This window comes from Modestobacter marinus (assembly GCF_019799945.1).
GTDB classification, from domain to species: domain Bacteria; phylum Actinomycetota; class Actinomycetes; order Mycobacteriales; family Geodermatophilaceae; genus Modestobacter; species Modestobacter marinus_B.
In genome coordinates, this window is the sequence record NZ_JABGCH010000004.1 from 86,170 (window position 1) to 104,395 (window position 18,226).

The following is an 18,226-nucleotide window of genomic DNA, read 5'->3' on the forward strand; positions in this document are numbered from 1 at the left end:
GTCAAGCGGCGACCTTCCCCGTCACGTTGTGCGGGTCGATCACGTACTTCCGCGAGGCCCCCTCGTCGAACTCGTGGTAGCCGCGCGGGGCGTCGTCCAGGCCGATCACCGTCGCGTTGACCGCCTTCGAGATCTGCACGCGGTCGTGCAGGATCGCCATCATCAGCTGGCGGTTGTACTTCATGACCGGGCACTGGCCGGTGGTGAAGGCGTGCGACTTGGCCCAGCCCAGGCCGAGCCGGATGGACAGCGCGCCGACCTTCGCCGCCTCGTCTGCGGCTCCCGGGTCGCCGGTCACGTAGAGGCCCGGGATGCCCAGCGCGCCACCGGCGCGGGTCACGGTCATCAGCGAGTTCAGCACGGTGGCCGGCCGCTCGGTCTGCGCGTCCTTGCCGTGACCGCGCGCCTCGAACCCGACCGCGTCCACGCCGCAGTCGACCTCCGGCTCGCCGAGGATCTGCTCGATCTGGTCCTGCGGGTCGCCCTGGGAGACGTCGATCGTCTCGCAGCCGAACGACCGGGCCTGGTTCAGCCGGTCCTGGTTGAGGTCGCCGACGATGACCACGGCGGCGCCGAGCAGCTGGGCGGAGGCGGCGGCCGCGAGCCCGACCGGCCCCGCGCCGGCGATGTAGACGGTGGAACCGGTGGTCACCCCCGCGGACACGCACCCGTGGTAGCCGGTGGGGAAGATGTCCGACAGCATCGTCAGGTCGAGGATCTTCGCCAGCGCCTGGTCCCGGTCGGGGAACTTGAGCAGGTTCCAGTCCGCGTAGGGGACCATCACGTACTCGGCCTGGCCGCCCTGCCAGCCGCCCATGTCGACGTAGCCGTAGGCCGAGCCCGGGCGGTCGGGGTTGACGTTCAGGCAGATGCCGGTCTTGCGCTCCTTGCAGTTGCGACAGCGGCCACAGGCGATGTTGAACGGGACCGAGCAGATGTCGCCGACCTTGATGAACTCCACGCCGGGGCCGGTCTCGACCACCTCACCGGTGATCTCGTGGCCGAGGATGATGCCCTCGGGTGCGGTGGTGCGGCCGCGCACCATGTGCTGGTCGCTGCCGCAGATGTTCGTGGTGACGATCTTGAGAATGGCGCCGTGCGGCACTTGCCGTCCCACGTTCGCCGGGTTCACTCCGGGGCCGTCCTTGAGTACGAGCTCCGGGTACTCGAGGTCGACGACCTCGACCTTGCCGGGACCCTTGTAGGCGACGCCGCGATTCTTGGCCATCAGTTTCGAACTCCCTCACCGTTGAGGATGGACACCCGGCACCGTGGCCCGGCGGGATGCCCCGGTCAACCGGCCCGGTCACGCCGCGGCACGCGGAGCCGTCCTCACCCGGCCCGCCGCGGCGTGTCGCCTCGCGGCACGCCGTTCAGCGTGCACCCGGTCAGCCGACCGGGCGCGTGTCCCGCTCGTCGAGGGGCTGCGCGGGCAGCGGCACGCTCGGCGGCGTCGCGTCGGCCTCGGGCATCACCAGCGCCGCCACCGGCACCGCGAGAAGCGGCACGGAGGTGCGGTGCAGCGCCGCGTGCACGGTGGCGCTGCGCCGGGTGGTCCGCCCCGCGGTCCGGCCCACGACCAGCAGCGCCGCGGTGTCGGCCAGCTGGACCAGCAGGTGGCCGGCCCGATCGGGCAGCACGCTGAGCTGGACCTGGAGCCCGGGGTGGCCGCGGCGGACCCGGTCGGCCTCCTCCTCCACCAGCGCGCGCTCGGCCCGGGAGCTGACGTCGGTGTCCAGCCGCCAGCGCAGGCAGTGCACGGCGTCCTCGGTGAGCTGCCGCCAGGCGTGGACGACGTGCAGTGGCGCTCCGCGCAGCCGCGCCTCGGCGGCCGCGACGGCCAGCAGCTCCGCGGTCCCTGCCGCGCCGTCCACGGCGGCGACCACCCCGCGCGGCCGCCCCGGACCCGACGGACGGCGGTGCACGAGCACCGGGCACTCCGCGGTGGCCACGACGATCTCGGCCACCGACCCCGGCATCGGCCCGTGGCCCCAGGTGCGCCCCGCGGCGCCCAGGACGAGCAGCGCGGCGGAGGTCGACTCACGGTGCAGGACGTCCTCCGGGCTGCCGTCGACGACCGCGGTGGTCACCGAGCCCGGGGGCAGCAGGTGCGTGAGCGTGCCGCGCAGCCGTTCGACGTCGCCGACGGCGCAGCGCTGCGCCGCGGCCCGCGCCTCGGCCACGTCGGGGAGGCCGGGCAACGGCTCGGTGGGCCAGGCGAAGGCGTGCACCAGGCGCAGCTGCGCGTGCCGGCGGTCGGCCTCCAGGGCGGCGGTGCGGGCGGCCTCCGTGGCGGCGGGCGAGCCGTCGACCGCGGCGACGACGGCGGAGGACCTCAGCGACCCCACCAACGGCCCCGATCCCCACGCACGGGTGGTCCGGGCACGCGTCAGGCGGAGCCGTGGAACGAGGTGCCGTGTGGCTGCTCGGCCACCACGCCGGCGTCCGGACCGGGGAAGACGACGGACGTGTGCTCGTCACCCACCCAGCGGACGACGTAGGGCGGCGAGCCGTCGGGGTGGGGCACCTCGACGATCTGGCCGACCCGCTCGGGCGCGTCGGTCACGCGCCCGTGGACCACCAGCCACTCACCGGGCCGCGCCTGCACGGTCACCACCTCCGGAGCGTCGTCGGGGAAGGACGTCGTCCACGAGCCACCTCCTGCACGGCGGTTCCTCGGTGCACGGGCAGATCCATGCTGAGCGCCCGCGCGGCGGGTGTCCAGGCCCTTCCGCGCACCGTTCAGCGGGCGCGTGCGGTCCGGGCGGCGGCCACCTGCGGCCGGGCCGCGGCCAGCCAGTCGTCCAGGACACCGGGGGAGTCCCAGCTCCTGTCCAGCAGGTGGAGCCCCCGGGTCGGGGTGGTCGCGCCGAGCTCGACGAGCACCGGCTTGAGCAGCAGGTCCGGCGCCATCGCGTGCCCCGGGCCGCCGCCGAGCATGAGCGGGACGGCGACCACCCCGGCCAGGTCCCCGGTGCCGACCTGGTCGAGGAAGAGCTTGAGCAGCCCGGTGTAGGTGGCCTTGTAGGTGGGGCTCGCGACGACCGCGCCCTCGGCCGACCGCAGGGCCTGCACCGCCTCGGCGACGGCCGGGTTCCCCCAGTGCAGCAGGCCCGCGCCGAGGTCGACGACGTCGACCACCCGGTCCGGCGGCGCACCGGTGAGCTGCTCGACGACGAGCTCGGCCGCGGACCGCGTGCGCGAGCGGGGCTTGGGGTTGCCGACGACGGCGATCGTGCTCACGACGCAAATCCCACCATGCCGATCATGTTTGACGGCATTCGGGTCGCTCTGTCAGTCTGTCGGCAGGTCACGAGTGCCAGCGCGAGGCCCCGGCTCGCTGGCCGGCAACCCTCCTCCGCGATGGGGTGCCCCGGGTGACGACCTGGCGACTGCCGTCCGGCCGTCGCAAGCGCGGACCCGTGCCCCGGGTCCCGACCCGACAGGAGCACCTCGATGTCCAGCGCCGTCCTCTGCCCGCCCGTCGACACCGCCCGCCCGGGCGCCGAGCCGCTGCTGCCCCTGACCGGCGCCGCCACCGAGGTGCCCGTCCTCTCCGGCGGCACCGTGCGCTACGTCGACCTCGACGCCGCCGCCAGCACGCGGCCCCTGACCGCCGTCGCGGCGGCGGTCACCGACACGCTGCCCGTCTACGCCAGCGTGCACCGGGGCGCCGGGTACCTGTCCCAGCTGTCCACCGCGCTGTACGAGTCCGCGCGGGCGACCGTCGCGGGCTTCGTGGACGCCCGGGCCGGCGACGTCTGCGTGATCACGCGCAACACCACCGACGCGCTCAACCTGCTCGCCGGCTGTGTTCCGCTGGGCGAGGCGGTGCTCGTGCTGGACGGCGAGCACCACGCGGACCTGCTGCCCTGGCAGCAGCGCGGCCCGGTGACCGTGCTGCCCACCGGCGCGACGGTGACCGCCACGCTGCGCGCGCTGGGCGCGGCGCTGGCCGCCCGGCCGTACGCGCTCGTCGCGGTCACCGGCGCGTCCAACGTGACCGGCGAGGCGCTACCGCTCGCCGAGGTGGTCGCCCTGGCGCACGCCGCGGGCGCCCGGGTGCTGGTCGACGGGGCACAGCTGGTGCCGCACCGGCGGTTCTCGCTCGCCGCCACGGAGGTGGACTACGTCGCCTTCTCCGGCCACAAGACCTACGCGCCGTTCGGCGCCGGGGCACTGGTCGGCCGCCGGGACTGGCTCGACACCGGCCGCCCGTACCTGGCCGGCGGGGGAGCGGTGCACGAGGTCACCGTGGAGCTGACCTCGTGGGCCCCCGCGCCGCACCGGCACGAGGGCGGGTCGCCCAACGTCGTCGGCGCGGTGGCGCTGGCCGCCGCCTGCTCGGCGCTCGCCGCCCTGCCCGACGGCGCCCTGGAGACGCACGAGCGCGCGCTGCGGGAGCGGCTGGTCGCGGGGCTGGCCGCGCTGCCCGGCGTCCGCGTGCTGCGGATCTGGCCCGACTCGGACGAGCCCACCGGGGTGGTCGGCTTCACCGTCGACGGTGCCGACCCCGGCCTGGTCGCCGCCTACCTGTCCGCCGAGCACGGCATCGGGCTGCGCGACGGCCGGTTCTGCGCGCACCCCCTGCTCACCCGGCTCGGTGTGCCCGGCGGCGCGCTGCGGGCCAGCGTCGGGGTCGGCAGCACACTGGCGGACGTCGACCGCCTGCTGGCCGGGCTGGCGGCGTTCCGCACCGCCGGGCCCGGCGCCGAGTACGCGCCGGTCGCCGGTCGCTGGCAGCCGGTCGACGACCCGAGGCCGCTCCCCGCGCTGCTCGCCGAGCGGACCGCCGCGGCGGCCGGCTGCGGACCCGCGGAGGTGGAGGGGTGAGTCGACGCTCAGTCGGGCAGGATCACTGTCCGGAGCTCGTGCGCCCCGTCGGCGCGGGTGGCCTCGTAGAACCAGCGGGCCCCGCCGTCGGGAAGGGCGACGACGTCGGCGTAGCGCAGTCCGAAGGGCGGGTGAGGGCTCTGCAGCAGCGGTCCGTCCGGCACGGCGGTGAACCGCAGCTCGCCGTCGTGCCGGGCGAGCCCGGTGCGCTCCTCCCAGTTCTCCTCCGCGGTGGCCCGCCCGTCGTAGAGCGCCCAGGTCCCCGAGCCGGCCAGCACCACGGTGGCGAACCGGACCCCGCGGGCGTCCCAGCTGCCCGGCGTCCCCGCCAGCGCGGTGCCCCGCCAGGTCCAGGTGACGCCGTCGTCGCTGGTGGCGTGCTCGGTGGTCATCCGGTCGGTCGCGGTGGGGTCGTCCAGCGGGTGCACCGAGGCCCAGAGGTGCCACTGGCTGCCGTCGTGACGCACCACGGGGTCCTTCACCGCGATCAGGTCGCTGCCGGGCAGCACGGTGCGCGCGGGCGCGGTGGCCAGGCCCTCCGGGGTGTCGGCCTCCAGCAGGTCGACCCGCCAGTGCCTGGTGCCGGGGGTGGCGCAGCTGACGTACAGCCGCCAGCGCCCCTCCGGCGTGCGCACCAGCGCCGGCCGCTCCAGCGACTCGGCGCCGAACGCGTCCTTGCCCAGCGCCGCGACCGGGGAGAACCGCACGCCGTCGTCCGACCGGGCGACCACGTTGGCGAACCCCCGCCCCGCACCCACCGGCCGCCGCAGCCGGTACGCCAGCCACCAGGTGCCGTCGACGAGCAGCGCCGACGGTCCGCCCGCCCAGGAACCCGGCTGGGGGTCCTCCGGCTCGAGCACCACCTCCGCGTCGTCCCAGAACGGGCCGGGTGCCGGGGGACGCAGCCGGCGGGATGCGGTGCAGGAGGACATGGAGCAGCTCCAGGGCGAGCAGGGACGAGGAGAAGAGACCGATGACCGACAGCCTGCCCCAGTTCGTCATCGCCGGAGCACCCAAGGCCGGCACGACGGCGTTGCACGCGGCCCTCGCCACCCATCCGCGGCTGTACCTGTCGCCGGTGAAGGAGCCGAAGTACTACCTGACCGACGGCCGCCCGCCGCCCCTCGCCACCCAGCGCGGGCCGGGCGACGCGCACAGCGCCCAGGAGTGGGTCTGGCACCGGGACCGGTACCGGGCCCTGTTCGCCGGCGCCCCGGCCGGCGCGGTGCGCGGGGAGAGCACGCCGTTCTACCTCTACGACCGGGCCGCGCACGCCCGGCTGGCCGCCGACGTGCCCGACGCGAAGGTGATCGTCGTGGTGCGGGACCCGGTGGACCGGGCCTGGTCGAACTGGGTGCACCTGCGCGCCGACGGGCTGGAGCCGGAGGCCGACTTCGCCGCCGCGGTGCGCGCCGAGGAGGACCGGGTCGCCGCCGGCTGGGCACCCTTCTGGCACTACCGGGGCCTGGGCCGGTACGGCGAGCAGCTGCGCGACCTGCACCGGCACGTGCCGCCGGAGCGGGTGCTGCTGCTGCGCTACCGGCAGCTGGTCGACACCCCGCGGGAGACGCTCGACCGGGTCAGCGACTTCCTCGGCGTGGCCCCGGGGCTGGCGCACACGGTGCCGCCGGAGAACGTGAAGCCCTACGTCGGCGACACCCCGCTGTACCGGCTGCTCGCCCGGGCGGCGCGGGCCGGCGCGGCGGCCGGTGCCCTGGCGCCGCCGCAGGTGTGGCGACAGGTCAGCCGGCCGCTGCTGGCCGCGCTGCACGCGCAGAAGGCACCGCGGCCGCCGATGCCGGTGGAGGTGCGGCGGGAGGTGCTGGCACCCCTGCTGCCGGACATCGAGCTGCTGGAGGAGCTGACCGGGGAGTCGTTCGGCGACTGGAAGGGCGACACCGGCCGCGGCGACTTCCGCTCGCGGCAGGTCCAGCAGGGCTGAGTTCACGGGGTGCACTGCTGCGGCGTGCGCCCGAGCGCGGCGCGGTGACCGCCGGGTCCGGGGACGCCGACGTACGACACCCCGGGCCGGATCGAGTTCGAGGTGCGGCAGCGCTGCCGGTCTGATCCGGGAGACGGCCCGCGCACGGGGACGTGGCGCATCGAGGTCCGCCGCGCCACTGTGGGAGCGAACGGGTCCCTCCACGAGTCCGCACGGAGAGCTCATGCGCCGTCCGCTCCGACGCACCGAGGTGGCCGCGCTGCTCGTCGCGCCGTTGCTCCTGGCGCTCGCGACACCGGTCGCGGCCGCCGACCTGCCCGCCACGTTCACGCTGTCCGGTGACCCGGCCGGCTCGCAGTTCGAGGGCATCGACGTCACCCCGGACCGGCGGACCTTCTACGTCACCGAGACCACCGGTGGCGAGGTCCACCGCGGCCGGGTCGACGACTCCCGGACCGAGGTGTGGCTCGACGAGGACGACGCCCTCGACGACGGCCGGCGCACCGCCGTGGGGATCGCCACCGACCGCGGCGGACGGGTGTACGTCGCCGGCGGGGACAACCGTGTCGAGGAGGGCGCGCCCGCCGACGCACCGGACTTCTGGGTGTACGACGACGACGGCGACCTGCGCGCGGCCCTGCGGATGCCGGTCGACGGCCGGCTCTTCCTCAACGACGTCGTCGTCGGGCCGGACGGCGCCGCCTACGTCACCGACTCGGTGACCCCGCGGGTCTTCCGGATCGCCCGCGAGGACGGCGACTGGACGGCGACGCTCTGGGCCGACGCGGCCGCGACGGTGCCCCAGGAGCCGAGCACCTTCGGGTTCAACGGGATCGAGGTGGCGCCCGACGAGGAGTCGCTGGTCGTCGCGCACAGCGCGGCCGGGCAGCTGTGGCGCTTCGACCTGGCGACGGGCACGCCGACCCGCGTCGACACCGGATCGGTTCTGCTCACCCAGTCCGACGGTCTGGTCGTGCGGGGCGACACCCTCGTCGCCGTCCGGAACCGGGCGCACGTGCTGGCCCGCCTGCGGCTGGCGGACGACGCCTTCTCGGCCGGGCTGCTCGCGGAGGTCGGCACCGACCCGGACCGGGTCCTCACCACCGCGGCCGTGGTCCGCGGGCGGCTGTTGCTGGTGGACAGCCAGTTCGACGAGGACCCGCCGTCCCAGGACTCCGAGGTCGTCGTCCTGCCCTTCGACCCGTGACGCGTCCCGCTCGCCGGGAGCGCCAGGTCGGCCATGCTGGCCGGGTGGACCTCGAGTTCGGTGGCGACGTCTGGCACTGGCGGGGCCCGGCCCCCTTCCACGTCGTGACGGTGCCGGAGGAGGAGAGCTCCCAGCTGCACGAGCTCTCCCGGTCGGTGACGTACGGCTGGGGGATGATCCCGGTCCGGGCGCGGATCGGCGGCGCCCGGTGGACGACCTCCCTGTTCCGCGAGGACGGGCGGTGCGTCGTGCCCCGCTCCTGAGCGCGGTCAGTGCGCCTGGTAGGGCACCGGCTCGTGGAGCCCGGCCTCGGCCCGCACCCCGCGGGAGAGCCCCTCGATCGACCGCAGCGCGTCGACCAACTCGGGCACCCGCACGGGGAACGGCATGTTGTGGATCGTCTCGCCCTCCGCGGTCGCCGCCTCGGCCACCCGGGTGAGCTCCTCCACGTCGTCGACCCCCAGCCCCACCTCGGTCAGCGTGGTCGGCAGCCCCACCCGGGTGGTGAACTCGACGAACGCCCGGACCTCCGCGCTGGGCGCCCCCTCCAGCACCAGCTGGGTGAGCGACCCGATGTTGACCTTCTGGCCGTGCGTGAGCCCGTGCGTGGCCTCGGCCGCGGTCAGCCCGTTGTGGATCGCGTGCGCCGCGGCCAGACCGCCGGACTCGAACCCCAGCCCGGACAGCAGGGTGTTCGCCTCGACCACCTTCTCCACGGCGGGGGTCACCAGGTGCTCGCGGACCGCCTCGATGGCCGGCAGCGCGTTCTCCCAGAGGATGTCCCAGGACAGCCGGGCCAGCGCCGTCCCGGTCTCCAGCGGCAGCCCGCCGGCCATGGTGCCGGCGTGCGCCGCCGCCGTCGCCCGGGCCTCCAGCCAGGTGGCCAGCGCGTCCCCGACGCCGGCCACCAGGAACCGCGCCGGCGCCTGCGCCACCACGTGGGTGTCGACGAGCACGAGGTCGGGGTTGCGGGGGAAGAACCGGTACTCCTCGAAGGCACCGTCGGGCGTGTAGATGACCGACAGTGCCGAGCACGGGGCGTCGGTCGAGGCGACGGTCGGCACGGAGGCCCAGCGGATGCCGGCCAGGTGCCCGGCCGCCTTGACCGTGTCGATGGTGCTGCCGCCGCCGACGGCCACGCACACGTCGGCGCCGGCCGCGGCGATCTCGCCCACCACCCGGTCCACCTCGGCCGCGGTCGCGTAGACGCCCATCCCCGTCCGGGTCAGGGGGAGGTCCGCGGCCGACAGCGAGGCGCGGACGTCGTGCTCGACCAGCTTCCAGACGACGTCGTCGGCCACGACCAGCGGCGTGCTGCCCAGCGGGGCGAGGAACTCGCCGAGCCGGCTGAGCGCGCCGCGGGCCTGGACGTACCGGGCCGGGCTGATGAGCGTGCGGACGGGCGCGGGCTGCGTCATGGCTCCCCCTCACGGAACGGTCCGCGGACGATACGTCCGCCAGGTGCGCGCCGAGCCCGGCGTCCCGGCGGCCCCGCGCGGTCGCCACTAAGCGTGGTGGTCAGCGGACGGCGGCGTGCCGGTCGAGGTGGAAGGCCGCCGCCCCGGCGGGGACGCCGAGCGCCAGGTCGGCGAGCACCCGGCCGACGGCGGTCGCGGACTTGAAGCCGTGGCCGCTGAAGCCCGCCGCCACGACCACCGGCCCGATCCGGTCGAGCACGAGCTGGAGGAGGTCTGGAACCGGGACCTGTCCGGCTACGACCCCGACGGTCCGCTGCCCGACGTCGACCCGCTGGTCGGGGAGCACACCGTTGCCAAGGGGCGGGCCAGCGTGCGGATGAACCGCGACCCGCTGGCGGTGGCCCGGGAGTGGCGGGAGCGCGCCGAGGCCAAGGGGCTGTCGATCCGTGAGCTGATGATCGAGGCCAGCAGCCGGCAGACCTTCGTCGGCAGCGCGCGGACCGTCGCCGAGCAGATCGACGACCTGGTGCAGTCCGACGCCAGCGACGGCTTCATCCTCGTCCCGCACATCACCCCGGGCGGCCTCGACCCGTTCGTCGACCAGGTCGTGCCGGTGTTGCAGGAGCGCGGCGTGTACCGCGACGAGTACCCCGGCAGCACGCTGCGCGAGAACCTGGGGCTGCCCCCGCTGGGGAGCCGGGCCTGACCGGCACGGTGGCCGAGCAGTTCCGGGCGGTCATGGCCGGGGTGGCCACGCCCGTCTCCGTCGTCACCACCCTCGCCGGCGGGCGCCCGCACGGGACGACGGTGAGCGCCTTCGCCTCGCTGTCGATGGCCCCGCCGATGGTGCTGGTCGCCCTGGACCGGGGCTCCTCGCTGCTGGGCCGGCTGGCCGTGGGCAGCCCCTTCGGGGTCAACGTGCTGGGCAGCGAGCAGGCGCCGCTGGCGCTGGCGTTCGCGCGCAGGGGCGCGGACAAGTTCGCCGGCGTCGGCTGGGACGTCGACGGCGGCGCGCCCCGGCTGACCGGCAGCCCCGGGTGGCTGGCCTGCACGGTCGCGCAGCTGGTCGAGGGCGGCGACCACGTGATCGTGCTCGGGGAGGTGCAGCGGGCGGAGACCACGGCCGGACCGCCGCTGACCTACCACGCCCGCACGTTCGGGACGCACGCCGCGGTGGGCTGAGCCCGGCCTCCACCGCGGCGATCCGGGCCTCGTCGCGCGGCCGGGCCTGGCCGGTGGACGGCGATGATCGCGGGGCGACCACGGTCAGGCCCGTGCGTGACCACCGGCGCCGGTGTTCCCGCCGGGTCCGGTGTGACGGGTGAGGCGGGGACACGCTCCGGGCGGTACCGGGCGGTACCGGAGCTGGACGGCAGGCTGATCCCATGACCACCACCGAGCACGTGATCGTCCGCGCCTGGCGGCCGGCTGCCCCGTGGGTGACCGTCGCACCGAACACCCTCGAGCTGCCCGACGAGCTGCACGCCGCCCCCCTCGCCGACTCGGCCACGTTGTGCAACCAGGAGGTCGCCTCCGGCACGACCGCCGGGCTGTGGCCGCCCTCGGCGCAGGCCCCGCGGGTCTGCCACCGTTGCGCCGAGCTCGCCGCCTGAGCTGAGGCGTCCGGCGGGGTGCCGGCCGGTCAGGCGTCGAAGTCGACCGTCACCGCGTCGGTGACCGGGACGGACTGGCAGGTCAGCACGTACCCCGCCGCCACCTCGGCGGGCTCGAGCGCGTAGTTGCGCCGCATCGCCACCTCGCCGGCGGTGACCCGGGCCCGGCAGGTGCCGCAAACCCCGCCCTTGCAGGCGAACGGCAGGTCGCTGCGCACCCGCTGCGCCGAGTCGAGCACCGGCTCGTCGCGCGGGAGGGTGAGCGTCGTCGTCCGCCCGTCCAGGACGACGGTGACCTCCACCCCGGGGCCCTCCAGCGCGGCGTCGTCCCCGCGCACCGGCGCCGGCGGGACGTCGTCGACGTAGAACAGCTCCTGGTGCACCTGCTCGGCCGGCACCCCGAGCCCGGCGAGCACCTCCCGGGCCGCGGTCACCATGCCGTGCGGGCCGCACAGCCACCAGTGGTCGACCGCGGGCGGGTCGACGAAGGCGTCCACCAGGGTGCGCAGCCGCTCGCCGTCGAGCCGGCCGGTGGTGAGCTCGGTGTCCCGCGGCTCGCGGGACAGCACGTGCACGAGGTTCAGCCGGGGACCGTGCCGGTCCTTCAGGTCGGCCAGCTCCTCGGCGAACATCACCGTGTTGGTGCGGCGGTTGCCATAGAACACCGTCACCGTCGACTCGCCGTCGCGCAGCACCGTGCCGGCCAGCGACAGCGCCGGGGTGATCCCGGACCCCGCCACCACGAACACGTGGTCCCCGGGGGTGGACAGGTCCGCGGTGAACGTGCCGGACGGCGGCAGCACCTCGATCTCGTCCCCGGGCCGCACGTCGTGCACCAGCCACCGGGAGAAGAAGCCGCCCGGCACCTCCCGGACGCCCACCCGCGGCGGCGCGCCGACGGGGGCGCAGATGGAGTAGGAGCGGCGCTCGTCGCGGCCGTCGTCGACCCGGCGCAGGGTCAGCGCCTGGCCGGGCCGGAACGCGTACTCGTCGGCGAGCTCGGCCGGGACGTCGAAGGTCACGGCGACCGCGTCGTCGGTGAGCGGGTCCACCCGGGCGACCCGCAGCGGGTGGAAGCGCGGACGTGCCCGCACTAGATCTCCTTCACGTGCTCGAACGGCTCACCGCAGGCGCGGCAGCGGCGCAGGGCCTTGCAGGCCGTGGCGCCGAACTCCGACAGCTGCTCGGTGTCCGGCGAGCCGCAGAGCGGGCAGCCGGCCGCCCGGCGGGGCGGGCCCAGGTCCAGCGGCACCAGGCCGGGCCCCCGCACCGGCGCCGGCCCGGGCGGGGCGATGCCGGCCGCGGCGAGCTTCCGGCGGCCCTCCGCGGTGATCCGGTCGGTGCTCCAAGCCGGGGCGAGGACGGTGCGGACCTCGACCCGGTCGAACCCCGCCGCGTGCAGGGCGTGCAGGAGGTCCGCGCGCATCACGCCCATCGCCGGGCAGCCGCTGTAGGTCGGGGTGATCTCCACGACCACGACGCCGTCCTCGTCGCGGACGTCGCGGAGGACGCCGAGGTCGGCCAGGGTCAGCGCGGGCAGCTCGGGATCGGTGACGGTCTCGGCGACCGCGCGCGCCTCCCGCGCGGGGGCAGAAGTGGCCACTTGTGCCCTCACCAGGTGGCCGCGGGGTGCTCGCGGGCGAGGCCCTGGAGGGTGCCCAGCAGTTCGGTCAGCTCGGGGCCGTGCTGGCCGGCGCGACCGCGTGGGGGTGCGTCGGCGGGCCACTCGGGAACCCGCAGGGTGGCCCGCTCCAGCACGGTGGTCAGCACGTCGCGCACCTCGGCGCGCACCTCGGCGGGGTCGACGGCCACGCCGGCCGCGGCGAGCCGGCGCTCGACGTCGGTGGGGGAGAAGACGTCGGCCAGCAGCGGCCAGACGGCGTCCACCCCGGCCTGCGCGCGGCGGTGCGACTCGTCGGTGCCGTCGCCCAGCCGCAGCACCCAGCGGGCCGCGTGGTCGCGGTGGTAGGTCAGCTCGTTGACGCCCTTGGCGGCGATCGCGGCGAGCACCGGGTCGCGGGACCCGCGCAGCCGGGCGAGCACCGCCAGCCGCACGGTGGCCGCGACCAGCAGGCGCACGATCGTCTGCCCGAAGTCCCCGTTGGGCGCCTCGACCAGGGCGGTGCTGCGGAACTCGTCGGGATCGCGGAAGTAGGCCAGCGCATCCTCGTCCGGGATGGAGGCGGTGGCGTGCTCCCGGGACCGGCCGAGCACGTCCACCGACCCGGCCCGGGCCAGCAGGAGGCGGGCCTGGCCGAGCAGGTCGAGGGCGATGTTGCCGAACGCGACCTCCTCCTCGAGCTCGGGCGCGTTGGTGATCCACTGGGTCAGCCGCTGGGCCAGCACGAGCGCGTCGTCACCGAGCATCAGGCAGTAGGCGCCCAGGTCGGCGTGGTCGACGCCGTCGGGCACGGTGGTGTCGACGCCGGCCAGCGGGTCGTCGAAGCCGGTCCCGAACGCCCAGTGCCCCTCCTCGTGCGCGTTCGCCAGCGCCTCGTAGACGGTCTCTTCGTGCCCCAACGCACGCTCCTTGCCTCGTGGACGGGTGGATGGAACGGCCTCCTCTCAGGGCCCCGCTCGCCGAGGTACGAGGCGAGTGGGGGGAGAGGAGGTCCTTCACATGTGGGGGACGTCGTCCGGGATCTCGTAGAACGTCGGATGGCGGTAGACCTTGTCGCCGCTCGGGGCGAACAGCGGGTCCTTCTCGTCCGGGCTGGACGCGGTGATGTCCGCCGCTCTGACCACCCAGATGCTCACGCCCTCGTTGCGCCGGGTGTAGAGGTCGCGGGCGGCGTCGATGGCCATCTCGTCGTCGGGTGCGTGCAGCGAGCCGACGTGCACGTGGTTGAGGCCGCGCTTGCCGCGCACGAACACCTCGTACAGCGGCCAGTCCCGGCGCACCGCCGCCCGCCGGGGCTGCACCGGCACCTCCGGTCCGGTGGGGACGGCGCCATGCCCGCCCTCGGCCGTCACGTCGCTCATGCGGGCTCACCGGCCGCCCGCCCGCCGTCGTGCCTCGCCGCGTACGCGGTCGCGGCCTCGGTGACCCAGGCGTTGTCGTCGCGGGCGGCGCGGCGGCGGGCGATCCGCTCGTCGTTGCACGGGCCACCGCCGGCGAGCACCCGCTTGAACTCGTCCCAGTCGATCGCACCGAACCGGTACCGGCCGGTGGCCAAGTCCAGCGCCAGCTCGGGGTCGGGCAGCGTCACGCCGAGGACCTCCGCCTGCGGCACGGTCATGTCCACGAACCGCTGGCGCAGCTCGTCGTTGCTGTGCCGCTTGATGCCCCAGGCCATCGACTGCGCCGAGTTGGGGCTGTCGGCGTCGGGCGGGCCGAACATCATCAGCGAGGGCCACCACCACCGGTCGACGGCGTCCTGCACCATCGCCCGCTGCTCGGCGGTGCCGCGCATCATCGTCAGCAGCAGCTCGTAGCCCTGCCGCTGGTGGAACGACTCCTCCTTGCAGATGCGGATCATCGCCCGCGCGTACGGCCCGTAGCTCGACCGGCACAGCGGCACCTGGTTGCAGATGGCCGCGCCGTCGACCAGCCAGCCGATCACCCCGACGTCGGCGTAGGTCAGCGTCGGGTAGTTGAAGATCGAGCTGTACTTCTGCTTCCGCTCGATCAGCTTGTCGGTCAGGTCGGCCCGGTCGGCGCCGAGGGTCTCCGCGGCCGAGTAGAGGTACAGCCCGTGCCCGGCCTCGTCCTGCACCTTCGCCAGCAGGATGGCCTTGCGTCGCAGGCTGGGCGCGGCCAGCAGCCAGTCGCCCTCGGGCTGCATCCCGATGATCTCCGAGTGCGCGTGCTGCGCGATCTGCCTGATGAGGGTCTTCCGGTAGCCGTCGGGCATCCAGTCGCGCGGCTCGACGCGGTGGTCGGCCGCGATGGTCGCGTTGAAGTGGGCCTGCAGGGCGGCCTCGTCCGGCGCGGTGCGCTCCAGGGTGGGTGCGGACACGGGTCCTCCGTCGATCGAGACTGACCGTCCGGTCAGTAACGAGTGTCCCGGGCGGAACGGCGCCGGGGCAAGGCGCGCTTGACAGTGTTCCCGCGGCCGGGTCGGATGACCGACCAACCGGTCGACACCGGTGCCGAGCGGCACGGAGCAGACGGGCGAGGCGGCCCGCGGACGACGGAGGCAGCCGTGACCACCCCCACCGCCGCGGACCAGGCGGCCACCCGCCGCCTGGGCGAGGCCCCGGAGCCGCGCACCCTCGACCCCGACGAGCGGATGGGCGTCGACGAGCTCCGTGCCCTCCAGCTGGAGCGGCTGCGTTGGTCGCTGCGGCACGCCTACGACCACGTGCCGCACCACCGGCACGCCTTCGACGCGGCCGGCGTCCACCCCGACGACTGCCGCTCGCTGGCCGACCTGGCCCGCTTCCCGCTCACCGCGAAGGCCGACCTGCGGGACAACTACCCGTTCGGCATGTTCGCCGTGCCGCGCGACCAGGTCCGCCGGGTGCACGCGTCCTCGGGCACCACCGGGCGGCCCACGGTCGTCGGCTACACCGGGCACGACCTGGACACCTGGGCGCGGTTGATGGCGCGGTCCATCCGGGCGGCCGGCGGGCGGCCCGGCGACGTGCTGCACAACGCCTACGGCTACGGGCTGTTCACCGGCGGGCTCGGTGCGCACTACGGGGCGGAGGAGCTCGGCTGCACCGTCGTCCCGGTCTCCGGCGGCATGACCCCGCGGCAGGTGCAGCTGATCAACGACCTCCGGCCGCGGGTGATCATGGTGACGCCGAGCTACATGCTGGCCCTGATCGACGAGTTCGAGCGGCAGGGGATCGACCCGCGGAGCACCTCGCTGGAGATCGGGATCTTCGGCGCGGAGCCCTGGACCGAGCAGATGCGCCAGGAGATCGAGGAGCGCCTGGACCTGCACGCCGTCGACGTCTACGGCCTGTCGGAGGTGATGGGCCCGGGGGTGGCCCAGGAGTGCGTGGAGACCAAGGACGGGCTGCACGTGTGGGAGGACCACTTCTACCCCGAGGTGATCGACCCGGTCACCGGCGAGGTGCTGCCGGAGGGGGAGGAGGGCGAGCTGGTGTTCACCTCGCTCACGAAGCAGGCGGTGCCCGTCGTCCGCTACCGCACCCGCGACCTCACTCGGCTGCTGCCGGGCACCGCGCGACCGGCGATGCGGCGGATGCAGAAGGTCACCGGCCGCACCGACGACATGATCATCCTGCGCGGGGTCAACCTGTTCCCGACCCAGGTCGAGGAGGTTGTGCTGCGCACCCCGGGGCTCTCACCGCACTTCTCCCTCGAGCTGACCACCCGCGGTCGGCTCGACCACCTCACCGTGCACGTCGAGGCGCGGCCGGACTGCCCGCCCGAGCGGCGCGGCCCGGCCGCCGCGGAGGTCGAACAGGGGGTCAAGGACACCGTCGGCACCAGCGTGGAGGTGCAGGTGGTCGATCCGGAGACGCTCGCGCGGTCGATGGGGAAGCTGCAGCGGCTGGTGGATAACCGGGACCACCGGTGACGGCCATGCTGGCCACCACGGCCGCTGAGGGGCGGGCATGACCGGGGACCGCGGATGACCGCGACCACGCCGGCGCGGCGGGGGCGGCCCGGGCACTCGGTGGAGTCGCTGCTGGAGGTCGCCGTGGCGGTGTTCAACGAGCGCGGCTACGAGGCGACCAGCATGGACGAGCTGGCCGTCCGGCTGGGTGTTACCAAGTCCGCGATCTACCACCACGTGCCGAGCAAGGTGGAGCTGCTGCGGCTGGCCCTGGACCGGGCGCTGGACGCGCTGTTCGCCGTCACCGAGCACCCGGCGGCCACCGCGGGGCGGGCGATCGACCGGCTGGAGCACGTCGTCCGGGCCTCGGTGGGCGTGCTCGCCGTGGAGCTGCCCTACGTCACGCTCCTGCTGCGGGTGCGCGGCAACTCCGAGGTCGAGCGCAGCGCCCTGCAGCGCCGCCGTGAGTTCGACCGGTTCGTGACCGCGCTGGTGCGGGCCGCCGAGCACGAGGGGGACGTGCGCCCCGACGTGGACCCGGCGGTGACCAGCCGGCTGCTGTTCGGCACCGTCAACTCGCTCACCGAGTGGTACCGCCCCGGCGGGGAGCTGTCCGCCGACGACCTCGCCGACGCCGTGGTCACCGTGCTGTTCACGGGCCTGCGCGCCCGCCGGTCCTGAGCCGACGCGCCCTCGCGACGCGCCGGGAAACGGACGGCCCAGGAGCAGATGCCTGGCGCGCGGGCCTCGGCGCGGCCACCCTGTCCGCACCAACGTGCAGGGGGAGCAACGCATGTCGGCAGCGCAGGAAGTCACCGTCGAGGGGAACACCGTCGCCTCGGAGGTCGTCCGCCAGGACGACGTCCCGCCCGGGGCCCCGCCCGAGGGCCCGCCCGCCCCCGCCCCGGCGCCACCCCGGCGGCCGAACCTGCGGGGCGACCTGGAGACGGTCCTGCAGCCCGAACCGCTGTTCCGGCTGCACGTGCGCGGCTACGACCGGCTGCAGGTCGACAACTACGTGGACTGGGCCGAGTCCGAGCTGCGCACCGTCCGGCGCACGTGCGACGACCTGGCGGCCCGGTTCGCCGCCTGCTGGGCCGAGCTGCGGCGCACCCGGGAGGAGCTGCAGCGCTCGGCGGCCGGGCGCGAGGCGCTGCTGCTGTCCGACCGGGTCGGCCGGATCCTGCAGGTCGTCGCCGAGGAGGCCGAGGCCGGGGCCGCCGCCCGGGCCGCCGAGGCCGACGCGCTGCTGGAGGAGGCGCGCGATGCGGCGGCGGCGACGCTGCAGCGGGCCCGCGAGCGGGAGGCGGCCGCGGCGGCTGCGCACGAGCGTGCCGAGGAGATGCTCTCGCAGGCCGCGGAGGTGGTGGAACGGGCGCACGCGGACGCGGACGCGGTGGCCGAGCAGGCGGCCGTCGAGCGGCGCCGGCTGGACCAGGCGGCGGCCCGGGCGCGCCGGGCGGCGGACGAGCAGGCCACCCGCCGGCGGACCCAGCTGGACCAGGAGGCCCGGGACCGCCGTGAGCAGCTGGCCGCCGCGGCCGCCGCCGAGGTGGCAGCGGTGCGGGGCGAGCTGGCCGGGCTGGCCCGCCGCCGGGAGGAGACCCAGGCGTCGCTGCAGCGGCTCACCGACCAGATCGGCTCGGCGCTCGCGTCGCTGGCGAGCAGCCTGCCGGAGGAGCTCGCCGTCCCGGTGGTGGCCACCGGCCGGCACGGGGAGCGCCTGCCCCGCTGACCGG

General features: G+C 75.3%; 22 protein-coding genes and 1 riboswitch. Of the genes, 10 read left to right on the forward strand and 12 right to left on the reverse strand.

The window, feature by feature from the left end:
• Position 1: 1 nt before the first annotated feature.
• From fdhA to HK417_RS05530, 4 genes are all read right to left on the reverse strand, one after another.
• Positions 2 to 1,228 carry a formaldehyde dehydrogenase, glutathione-independent gene (gene fdhA / locus HK417_RS05515; RefSeq protein WP_222264205.1) on the reverse strand — a complete coding sequence of 409 codons (1,227 nt, stop codon included), beginning with the start codon at positions 1,226 to 1,228 and terminating at the stop codon, positions 2 to 4.
• 160 nt (positions 1,229 to 1,388) lie between these two features.
• The gene (locus HK417_RS05520) at positions 1,389 to 2,348 is read right to left on the reverse strand and encodes a universal stress protein (RefSeq protein WP_222264207.1); all 960 of its coding nucleotides are present in this window, start codon (positions 2,346 to 2,348) and stop codon (positions 1,389 to 1,391) included.
• Between the two features lie 41 nt (positions 2,349 to 2,389).
• Positions 2,390 to 2,617, reverse strand: a complete 228-nt coding sequence (locus tag HK417_RS26370) for a DUF1918 domain-containing protein (protein WP_222264209.1) — start codon at positions 2,615 to 2,617, stop codon at positions 2,390 to 2,392.
• A 125-nt stretch (positions 2,618 to 2,742) separates the two neighbouring features.
• Complete coding sequence (locus HK417_RS05530) at positions 2,743 to 3,243, reverse strand: NADPH-dependent FMN reductase (protein ID WP_222264211.1); 501 nt, start codon at positions 3,241 to 3,243, stop codon at positions 2,743 to 2,745.
• 65 nt (positions 3,244 to 3,308) lie between these two features.
• A riboswitch (SAM riboswitch) is annotated at positions 3,309 to 3,421 on the forward strand.
• A gap of 35 nt (positions 3,422 to 3,456) precedes the next feature.
• Here HK417_RS05530 and HK417_RS05535 point away from each other — a divergent pair.
• Entirely contained in the window at positions 3,457 to 4,833 is a 1,377-nt protein-coding gene (locus tag HK417_RS05535) for an aminotransferase class V-fold PLP-dependent enzyme (RefSeq protein WP_222264213.1), read from the forward strand.
• A gap of 8 nt (positions 4,834 to 4,841) precedes the next feature.
• Here HK417_RS05535 and HK417_RS05540 read toward each other — a convergent pair whose 3' ends face one another.
• Positions 4,842 to 5,765, reverse strand: a complete 924-nt coding sequence (locus HK417_RS05540) for a hypothetical protein (RefSeq protein WP_222264215.1) — start codon at positions 5,763 to 5,765, stop codon at positions 4,842 to 4,844.
• Positions 5,766 to 5,806: 41 nt separating this feature from the next.
• Between HK417_RS05540 and HK417_RS05545 the strand changes: the two genes are divergently transcribed.
• The 3 genes from HK417_RS05545 to HK417_RS05555 all read left to right on the forward strand — a co-directional run bounded on the left by HK417_RS05545 (position 5,807) and on the right by HK417_RS05555 (position 8,245).
• Complete coding sequence (locus HK417_RS05545; RefSeq protein WP_222264217.1) at positions 5,807 to 6,775, forward strand: sulfotransferase family protein; 969 nt, start codon at positions 5,807 to 5,809, stop codon at positions 6,773 to 6,775.
• A 223-nt stretch (positions 6,776 to 6,998) separates the two neighbouring features.
• Positions 6,999 to 7,982, forward strand: a complete 984-nt coding sequence (locus HK417_RS05550) for an SMP-30/gluconolactonase/LRE family protein (protein WP_222264219.1) — start codon at positions 6,999 to 7,001, stop codon at positions 7,980 to 7,982.
• Positions 7,979 to 8,245, forward strand: coding sequence for a DUF1905 domain-containing protein (locus HK417_RS05555; RefSeq protein WP_222264221.1), 267 nt, complete (start codon positions 7,979 to 7,981; stop codon positions 8,243 to 8,245). The genes HK417_RS05550 and HK417_RS05555 overlap by 4 nt, the downstream gene beginning before the upstream one ends.
• A gap of 6 nt (positions 8,246 to 8,251) precedes the next feature.
• On the opposite strand, the gene HK417_RS05560 is transcribed toward HK417_RS05555, so the two are convergent.
• On the reverse strand, positions 8,252 to 9,400 hold the full coding sequence (locus tag HK417_RS05560; RefSeq protein ID WP_222264223.1) for a glycerol dehydrogenase: 1,149 nt from the start codon (positions 9,398 to 9,400) through the stop codon (positions 8,252 to 8,254).
• A 100-nt stretch (positions 9,401 to 9,500) separates the two neighbouring features.
• Positions 9,501 to 9,632 carry a hypothetical protein gene (locus tag HK417_RS25050; protein WP_261325948.1) on the reverse strand — a complete coding sequence of 44 codons (132 nt, stop codon included), beginning with the start codon at positions 9,630 to 9,632 and terminating at the stop codon, positions 9,501 to 9,503.
• On the opposite strand from HK417_RS25050, the gene HK417_RS05565 reads away from it, so the two are divergent.
• The 3 genes from HK417_RS05565 to HK417_RS05575 all read left to right on the forward strand — a co-directional run bounded on the left by HK417_RS05565 (position 9,609) and on the right by HK417_RS05575 (position 11,013).
• Positions 9,609 to 10,106, forward strand: a complete 498-nt coding sequence (locus HK417_RS05565) for a hypothetical protein (RefSeq protein WP_222264225.1) — start codon at positions 9,609 to 9,611, stop codon at positions 10,104 to 10,106. The genes HK417_RS25050 and HK417_RS05565 overlap by 24 nt on opposite strands.
• 8 nt (positions 10,107 to 10,114) lie before the next feature.
• Positions 10,115 to 10,582, forward strand: a complete 468-nt coding sequence (locus HK417_RS05570; RefSeq protein WP_308123395.1) for a flavin reductase family protein — start codon at positions 10,115 to 10,117, stop codon at positions 10,580 to 10,582.
• Positions 10,583 to 10,785: 203 nt separating this feature from the next.
• Positions 10,786 to 11,013, forward strand: a complete 228-nt coding sequence (locus HK417_RS05575) for a hypothetical protein (protein ID WP_222264227.1) — start codon at positions 10,786 to 10,788, stop codon at positions 11,011 to 11,013.
• Positions 11,014 to 11,042: 29 nt separating this feature from the next.
• Here the strand turns inward: HK417_RS05575 and paaE are convergent, their stop codons facing one another.
• The 5 genes from paaE to paaA form a co-directional block, all read right to left on the reverse strand.
• A complete protein-coding gene (gene paaE / locus HK417_RS05580) occupies positions 11,043 to 12,107 on the reverse strand; it encodes a 1,2-phenylacetyl-CoA epoxidase subunit PaaE (RefSeq protein ID WP_308123396.1) in 1,065 nt (354 codons plus the stop codon).
• On the reverse strand, positions 12,107 to 12,616 hold the full coding sequence (gene paaD / locus HK417_RS05585; protein WP_222264229.1) for a 1,2-phenylacetyl-CoA epoxidase subunit PaaD: 510 nt from the start codon (positions 12,614 to 12,616) through the stop codon (positions 12,107 to 12,109). Before paaD ends, paaE begins: the two co-directional genes overlap by 1 nt.
• 8 nt (positions 12,617 to 12,624) lie before the next feature.
• On the reverse strand, positions 12,625 to 13,533 hold the full coding sequence (paaC, locus tag HK417_RS05590) for a 1,2-phenylacetyl-CoA epoxidase subunit PaaC (RefSeq protein ID WP_222264231.1): 909 nt from the start codon (positions 13,531 to 13,533) through the stop codon (positions 12,625 to 12,627).
• 96 nt (positions 13,534 to 13,629) lie between these two features.
• The gene (gene paaB / locus HK417_RS05595; protein WP_222264233.1) at positions 13,630 to 13,995 is read right to left on the reverse strand and encodes a 1,2-phenylacetyl-CoA epoxidase subunit PaaB; all 366 of its coding nucleotides are present in this window, start codon (positions 13,993 to 13,995) and stop codon (positions 13,630 to 13,632) included.
• A complete protein-coding gene (paaA, locus tag HK417_RS05600; RefSeq protein WP_222264235.1) occupies positions 13,992 to 14,972 on the reverse strand; it encodes a 1,2-phenylacetyl-CoA epoxidase subunit PaaA in 981 nt (326 codons plus the stop codon). The genes paaB and paaA overlap by 4 nt, the downstream gene beginning before the upstream one ends.
• 186 nt (positions 14,973 to 15,158) lie before the next feature.
• Here paaA and paaK point away from each other — a divergent pair, with 186 nt between their 5' ends.
• The 3 genes from paaK to HK417_RS05615 all read left to right on the forward strand — a co-directional run bounded on the left by paaK (position 15,159) and on the right by HK417_RS05615 (position 18,222).
• Positions 15,159 to 16,508, forward strand: a complete 1,350-nt coding sequence (gene paaK, locus HK417_RS05605; protein ID WP_308123397.1) for a phenylacetate--CoA ligase PaaK — start codon at positions 15,159 to 15,161, stop codon at positions 16,506 to 16,508.
• Positions 16,509 to 16,562: 54 nt separating this feature from the next.
• Complete coding sequence (locus tag HK417_RS05610; protein ID WP_222264238.1) at positions 16,563 to 17,168, forward strand: TetR/AcrR family transcriptional regulator; 606 nt, start codon at positions 16,563 to 16,565, stop codon at positions 17,166 to 17,168.
• A 112-nt stretch (positions 17,169 to 17,280) separates the two neighbouring features.
• Positions 17,281 to 18,222, forward strand: a complete 942-nt coding sequence (locus HK417_RS05615; RefSeq protein WP_222264240.1) for a hypothetical protein — start codon at positions 17,281 to 17,283, stop codon at positions 18,220 to 18,222.
• The last annotated feature ends 4 nt before the right edge of the window (positions 18,223 to 18,226 follow it).